Here is a 7,079-nt window from a genome sequence, read left to right on the forward strand (position 1 = left end):
GGGGGGCGATGTCGCCCACGAAGATGACGAAGCTGGGCGCGGGCTGCTCAGGGGTCGCGTTGTTGTAGAGATTGGTGATCCAGGCCTTGATCGAGGCGGTCGTGGTGCCCACCTCGGGCGTCCCGGTGACGCCGACGACGGTCTTGAAGCCGCGGCGAGTCTTCCAGTCGACGAACGCGTCCAGGTAGGGCGCGAACTCGGGCGGCGTCACGATGACCAGCGTGACGAGGTCCCGCACGCGGTCGGGGTAGCTGTCGTGCAGGCCGCGAGCGCCCTCGAGGCGCTCGTAGACCGGGGCGAAGAAGGGGCTCGCCGTGAGCGCCTTCAGCCGTGCCTCGGCGACGGGATCGCCGCCCGCGAAGTCGACGCGGAACTCGACGCTCTCGGCCACGCGCAGCCGCTTGGCCTCGGGGTAGTAGCTGACCGGCGAGACCTCGAGCCGGCCGACGCGGGCGCCGCGGAGCTGCCCGCAGTCCACGACGGCGACCAGGTCGCGCGCCACGGGCTCGGCCCGGTAGGCGGCGGGATCGTAGCGGAAGGGCTGGCTGGCCGGGTCGGCGCTCTTGGCGAGGCTCGGCTGCGCCGGCAGCAGCGGGTCGCCCAGGCCCAGCGCAGCGAGGTCGATCTCGCGCTCCGCGACCGCGAGGATCTCGACGCGCGCCTCGGCGCCCAGCGGCAGCTCGATCAGGCGGTTGAGCATTGGCAGGGCCGGCGCCCCGACCACCTGGCTGCGGTAGTAGCCGGGCAAGTCGAGCCGGGTGAAGGCCCCCGCCGGCGTCTCGACGCGCTCGGCGACGAGGCCAGCCAGGGAGAGGCGATAGCGGAGCGCGTCGCCCTCGCGGGCGAGCAGCTCGAGGCGGGTCTCGGCCCCGCCCAGGCGGATCTGTGCGGTCGCGGCCCAAATCGGCGTCGCCAGGCAGAGGAGCAGCAGGCCGATGGCCAGTCCCTTCACGGTCTTCGTCATCGTCATGTCCTTTCGAGGGATGCCCGAGCCACCCGGAGGCGGGTGGAGCCCAACCGTGTCAGTATAGCAAGAATTCGGACGATCGTGTATGAAATCCTGCCGTTCTCGCGCTGGCTGGGCCGCGAAACCCCAGGCCCGATCGCCGCCTCCAAGTTGGCAGACGTAACCGTGCCCAGTGCGCCCCGTAGGCTGCCGCGTCGCGGCGCTCCCCGCCCCGGCGATTCCCCGATACCTCCCCCAGGAGTCCCAGATGCTTCGGATCACCGGATCCCCCGACCGCCGCTGCCTGAGCCTCTTCGCCATCCTCACCGTCTTCCTGCTCGCCGTGCCGCCCCTGGTCAGCGGGTGCAGCCGCGACGGGGACGCTCAGGAGAATGCGGCGGTTGCCGACAGCACGGCGGCCGCCGGCGACAGCGCCGCCGCCCCCGCCAAGAAGGGCGGCTTGCTCGGCCGCTTCCGCCGCGACAAGCAGGATGAGAAGAAGGAAGCGACCCGGGTGCCCGTGGAACTCGCCACGGTCCGTCGTGATGACGTGCCCAGCGTGCTCGGCGCCACCGCCTCCCTCGAGCCCGAGAAGCTGGTCGACATCCAGTCCAAGGCAGCCGGACAGATCCGCGAGCTGCGGGCCGAGGAGGGCGACTGGGTCGAGGCCGGCGCGCTGCTCGCCCGCCTCGACGGCGAGGCCGAGAGCGTCGCCCTGGAGGAGGCCTCCGTGCGGGCCGAGGCCGCCCGCCGCGAGCTGGAGCGCGGCGAGGCGCTGCACGCCGAGCAGGGCATCAGCAACAAGGAACTTCAAGACCTGCGCTTTCGCTGGGAGGAGGCCGAGGCCCAGCGCAAGGCCGCGGCCCTGCGCCTGGAGTACACGCGCATCGTCGCGCCCTTCAGCGGGCGCGTGACCGAACGGCTCGTCTCGCCGGGGCAGCACCTGGTGGCCGGGACGACGCTCTTTCGCCTCGTCGACAGCGATCCCCTGCTCGCCTGCGTCTACCTGCCCGAGAAGCTGGCCGCGCGCATCGCCGTCGGCCAGGCGGTGCGCATTGCGCCCGACACCTCGCCCGACAGCGAGCTGCCGGGCGAGGTGCTGCGCATCGCGCCCATCGTCGACACGCGGACCGGCACCGTGAAGGTGACCTGCCGCGTGCGGGGCGACGAGGCGCTGCTCAGGCCCGGCTCCTTCGTGCGCGTGCAGGTCGAGACGGACCGCCACGCCAACGTGCTCACCCTGCCCAAGCGGGCGCTCGTGCCCGAGGGCGGCGAAACCTACGTCTTCAAGGTCGTGGCCGACAGCGTCGTCAAGGTCGCCATCGAGACGGGCTACGCCAACGGCAAGTCCGTCGAAGTGCTCAGCGGCCTCGTCGAGGGCGAGCGCGTCGTGAGCGTCGGCACGGGCAGCCTCAAGACCGGCAGCAAGATCGAGGAGATCGCCGCGCCCGCTGCCGCCGCCCCCGATTCCGCGCGCGCCCGGGACAAGCAGTCATGAGGCTCGTCACCGGCTCGATGCAGCGGCCGGTCACCGTCTTCATGCTGACCCTGGCCGCGCTGCTCTTCGGCCTCGTCTCCCTCTCGCGGCTGCCGCTCAACCTGCTGCCGGACATCGCCTACCCCACGCTCACCGTGCAGACGCGCTACCCCGACGCCGCGCCGGCCGAGGTCGAGAAGCTGATCACCGAGCCGCTCGAGGAGGCGGTGTCCGTGATTCCCGGCTTGCGCGGCCTGCGCTCGACCTCGCGGCCCGGCGTTTCCGAGATCACCCTCGAGTTCGGCTGGAAGACGGCGATGGACTTCGCCGCCCTCGACGTGCGCGAGAAGCTCGACATGGTACGCCTGCCCGAGGACGCCGAGAGCCCCATCCTCCTGCGCTACGACCCTAACCTCGACCCCATCCTGCGCCTGGGCCTGCACGGCAAGCAGGACCTGGTCACCTTGCGCCACCTCGCCGAGCACCTGCTCAAGAAGGACCTCGAGTCGCTCGAGGGCGTCGCCTCCGTGCACGTGCAGGGCGGCCTCGAGGAGGAGATCCAGGTCGAGGTCGACGAGGGCAAGCTGGCCGCGCTCGGCCTGCCGATCAGCGCCGTCTCCGCCTATCTCGGCGATCAGAACCTGAGCGCCGCCGGCGGCCGCCTGCGCGACCGCGACGCCGAGTTCCTCGTGCGCACGCTGGGCGAGTTCACGAGCGAAGAGGACGTAGCCCGCACGGTCGTCTTCGAGGACGGCCAGCGGTGGGTCACCCTGGCCGACGTGGCCAGCGTGACCCGTGGCTACAAGGAGCGCGAGGTCGTCAGCCACGTGCAGGGCGAGGAAGCGGTCGAGCTGGCGCTCTACAAGGAGGGCAGCGCCAACACCGTACGGGTAGCGGACGTCGTCAAGCGCCGGCTGGCGGGGCTCCGCGAGGAGCTGCCCGAGGGCTGCGAGCTCGCCGTCCTCGCCGATCAGAGCACCTTCATCGAGCAGTCGATCGCCGAAGTGCAGGGCAACGCGATCATCGGCGGCCTGCTCGCCGTGCTCGTGCTCTACCTGTTCCTGAAAGATCGGCGCAGCACCTTCATCATCGCCACGGTGATCCCGATCTCGATCCTCGCCACCTTCTTCGCGATGCAGCAGCTCGGCATCTCGCTGAACATCATGTCGCTGGGCGGACTCGCCCTCGGCGTCGGCATGCTCGTGGACAACGCGATCGTCGTGCTCGACGCGATCAGCCGCCACCGCCAGGCGGGGCGCGGCCTCTGGGACGCGACGCAAGCGGGCGCCGGCGAGGTGGCGCGCGCGGTCACGGCCTCCACGCTGACCACGGTCGCCGTCTTCCTGCCGATCATCTTCGTCGAGGGCATCGCCGGCCAGATCTTCCGCGACCAGGCGCTCACGGTGACGGTCTCGCTGCTCGTCTCGCTGATCGCGGCGCTCACCCTGATCCCCGTGCTCGCCAGCCTCGGCGGCCGCGCGCGCGGCTTCGCGCCGGCGCCGGCGCCGGCCGCCGCGGCGCCCGGTCCTGCCGCCCTGCGCCGACCGCGCGGGCGACTCCGCCGCTGGCTGGGCAAGCCGCTCGTTGCGCTCGCCTGGCTGGGCCGCTGGCTCGGGCGCGGGCTCCTGGTATTGCTGCCGGGCCTCCTCCTGCGCGGGCTGCGCCTCGCTTTCGCCGGCCTCAGCCGGCTCGCGCTCTGGCTGCTCTGGCCGCTGCAGCGTGCCTTCGACCGCGCCTGGTCGCGCCTGGACGCCGCGTACCCGCGCCTGCTAGCCCGCGCCCTCGCCCGGCCGCGCCTGGTCCTGGGCCTCGCGCTCCTCCTCGCGGCGGCGGCCCTGCTCGGCCTGCCGCTGCTCGGCGTCGAACTGGTGCCGAGCTTCTCGCAAGGCCAGTTCGCCTTCGATCTCGAATTCCCGGCGGGCACGCCGCTCGCCCGCGCCGAGAGCAAGCTCAGCGAGATCGAAGGCGGCTTGGCCGGCGACCCCCGCATCGGCGTCCTCTACGCGAGCATCGGCGACAGCCCGGCGCTCGGGGGTGCCCGCAGCGAGAAGCGCGAGAACGTGGCGCAGCTCGGAATCACGATGGCCGCCGGCGGCGACCGCCGCGCGGAGGCCGCCGTCATCGATCGCTGCCGGCAGCTCCTCGCCCGCTACCCCGAGATCCGCTACACCTTCCGCCGCCCCAGCTACTTCAGCTTCGAGACGCCGGTGGAGGTGCAGGTCTACGGCTACGACCTGGACGCCCTCGCCGGTTACGCCGACCAGCTCGCCGTGGGCATGGCGCAGATCCCCGGCCTGCGCGACGTGAAGAGCAGCCTCGAGCGGGGCAGCCCCGAGGTGCAGGTGCGTTTCGCGCGCGATCGTCTGGCCAGCCTGGGTCTGGACATGGACGCGGTGAGCCGCACCCTGCGCGGCAAGATCCACGGCGACGTCGCGACGCGCCTCAAGGAGCAGGACCGTCAGGTCGACGTGCGCGTGCGCCGCGCCGCGGCGACCGAGCTGGACGTCGCCCAGATCGGCGGCCTCGTCGTCGGCCAGGTCGAGGGCGTGCCGATCCCGCTGGCGACGGTGGCCGAGGTCGCGGTGGGCACAGGCCCCGCGCAGATCGTGCACGTCGGTCAGCAGCGCGCGGCCGTGATCGGGGCCAACCTCAGCGGGCGCGACCTCGGCCGCGCGAGCCGCGACATCGAGGCGCTCATCGCGGCGATGCCGCCGCCCGCCTCCCTCGCCATCAGCCTGGGCGGCCAGAACCGGGAGCTGGCGACCAGCTTCCGCAGCCTCGCCCTCGCGGCCCTGCTCGCGATCTTCATGGTCTACCTGGTCATGGCGAGCGAGTTCGAGAGCTTCCTGCACCCCTTCGTCATCCTGATGACCGTGCCGCTCGGCCTCGTCGGTGTTGTGCTCGCGCTGCTCGCGACGGGCACGGCCGTCAGCGTCGTCGTGCTGATCGGCGTCGTCATGCTGGCGGGCATCGTCGTCAACAACGCGATCGTGATGATCGACTACGTCAACGTCCGGCGGCAGGCCGGCCTCGCCAAGCGGGCGGCGCTCATCGACGCCGGCAGCGCCCGCCTGCGCCCGATCCTGATGACGACCCTGACCACGGTGCTCGGCCTCGCGCCGATGGCCCTCGGCCTCGGCGAGGGGGCGGAGATCCGGGCGCCGATGGCAATCGCCGTGATCGGCGGGCTCTCGCTGGCCACGCTGCTCACGCTCGTGGTGATCCCGGTGGTCTATCAGACCCTGGACCGGAGCGGCTGAGATGGCCATTTCCGACTACTCGCTGCGCCGGCCGGTGACGATCCTGGTCGCGCTGGCCGCGGTGCTCGTGCTGGGCGCCGTCAGCATCACGCGGCTCAAGCTCGACTTCCTGCCCAAGGTCGACTGGCCCTTCGTCGGCGTGCAGCTCCCCTACCCGAATGCGGTGCCCGCCCAAGTGGAACGCGAGATCGCGCGGCCGGTGGAGGAGGTGCTCGCCACGCTCGGCGACGTCAGGTCGCTGCGCTCCTACTCCGACCGCGACGGGGCCTTCGTCGGCGTCGAGTTCGACTTCGGGCGGGACATCGACGTGCTGCGCCTGGAGGTCAAGGAGCGTCTGGAGCAGGTGCGGCCACTGCTGCCCGCCGACCTCGAGGACTACTTCATCTTCACCTTCAACACGACGGACATCCCCGTCATGGAAGGGCGCATCAGCGCGCCCGGCCGCGATCTCGCCGGCTCCTACGAACTGCTCGAGCGGCGCATCATCGCGCCCCTGCAGCGCATCGAGGGCGTCGGCCGCGTCGTCGTCGACGGCGTCAGCCCCAAGGACGTCACGATCTACCTGCTGCTGGACAGGATCGTCGCCCACGGCGTCGACGTCGGCCGCCTCTTTGCGACCCTCAACGCGAGCAACCTGGACCTCTCGCTCGGCCGCGTGCAGGATGGCCGCCAGCGCGTCAGCGTGCGCAGCCTCGGGCAATTCCGGAGCGTCGAGGAGATCCGCCAGCTGCCGATCGGGCCGGGCATCCGCCTGGCCGACGTCGCCGAGGTGGTCTACGCCGAGCCGGCGCCGAACTACTACCGCCACATCGACGGCGAACCGGCGATCGCCTTCGAGATCCGCAAGGCTTCGGGCGCGAACATCGTCGAGGTCTCGCGGCGCGTGCACGCCGAGATCGAGCGCTTCAAGCGTGATCCGACCCTGGCCGGCATCGACGTCATGGTCTGGTTCGACCAGGGCGAGAACATCCAGGGCAGCCTGAAGGACCTGCTGATGTCCGGGCTCGTCGGCTCGCTGCTCGCCGTCGGCATCCTGCTCGTCTTCCTGCGGCGGCTGCTCACGACCCTCATCGCCGCGATCGCGATCCCCGTCTCGGTGATCGCCACCTGCGCCTTCCTCTTCCTCACGCACCGCAGCCTGAACATCCTCACGATGATGGGTCTCATGCTCGCCGTCGGCATGCTCGTGGACAACGGGATCGTCGTCCTCGAAGCGATCTATCGCCGGCACGAGAAGGGCGAGGCGCAGCGCGCGGCGGCGGCGGCCGGCACCCGTGAGGTGGCAATGGCCGTCATCGCCAGCACCGCGACCTCGGTGATCGTCTTCGCGCCGATCGTGCTGACGAAGAACACCGAGATCACGCTCTGGCTCTCGGAGGTCGGCGTGTCGTTATGA

Annotated in this window: 4 protein-coding genes; 3 read left to right on the forward strand and 1 reads right to left on the reverse strand. The window is 71.4% G+C overall.

All coding sequences use genetic code 11. The annotated features are described in order from the left end of the window. Positions 1 to 1,267: hypothetical protein (locus tag FJ251_12110; GenBank protein MBM4118454.1), on the reverse strand; the 1,267-nt coding region annotated here is incomplete at its 3' end. Between FJ251_12110 and FJ251_12115 the strand changes: the two genes are divergently transcribed. From FJ251_12115 to FJ251_12125, 3 genes are read left to right on the forward strand one after another with little or no spacing between them, the layout of a single operon-like run. Further along, on the forward strand, positions 1,215 to 2,444 hold the full coding sequence (locus tag FJ251_12115; GenBank protein ID MBM4118455.1) for an efflux RND transporter periplasmic adaptor subunit: 1,230 nt from the start codon (positions 1,215 to 1,217) through the stop codon (positions 2,442 to 2,444). The genes FJ251_12110 and FJ251_12115 overlap by 53 nt on opposite strands. Beyond that, the gene (locus tag FJ251_12120) at positions 2,441 to 5,683 is read left to right on the forward strand and encodes an efflux RND transporter permease subunit (GenBank protein MBM4118456.1); all 3,243 of its coding nucleotides are present in this window, start codon (positions 2,441 to 2,443) and stop codon (positions 5,681 to 5,683) included. The genes FJ251_12115 and FJ251_12120 overlap by 4 nt, the downstream gene beginning before the upstream one ends. A 1-nt stretch (position 5,684) precedes the next feature. Then, complete coding sequence (locus FJ251_12125; GenBank protein ID MBM4118457.1) at positions 5,685 to 7,079, forward strand: efflux RND transporter permease subunit; 1,395 nt, start codon at positions 5,685 to 5,687, stop codon at positions 7,077 to 7,079.

The organism is bacterium, assembly GCA_016873475.1.
In the GTDB taxonomy this organism is placed as follows: Bacteria; Krumholzibacteriota; Krumholzibacteriia; order JACNKJ01; family JACNKJ01; genus VGXI01.

What these genes read in the sequence shown, in the direction of transcription:
- FJ251_12115 (MBM4118455.1), top strand. Translation starts at nt 1,215, where the DNA reads ATGCTTCGGATCACCGGATCCCCCGACCGCCGCTGCCTGAGCCTCTTC.
- FJ251_12120 (MBM4118456.1), top strand. Translation starts at nt 2,441, where the DNA reads ATGAGGCTCGTCACCGGCTCGATGCAGCGGCCGGTCACCGTCTTCATG.
- FJ251_12125 (MBM4118457.1), top strand. Translation starts at nt 5,685, where the DNA reads ATGGCCATTTCCGACTACTCGCTGCGCCGGCCGGTGACGATCCTGGTC.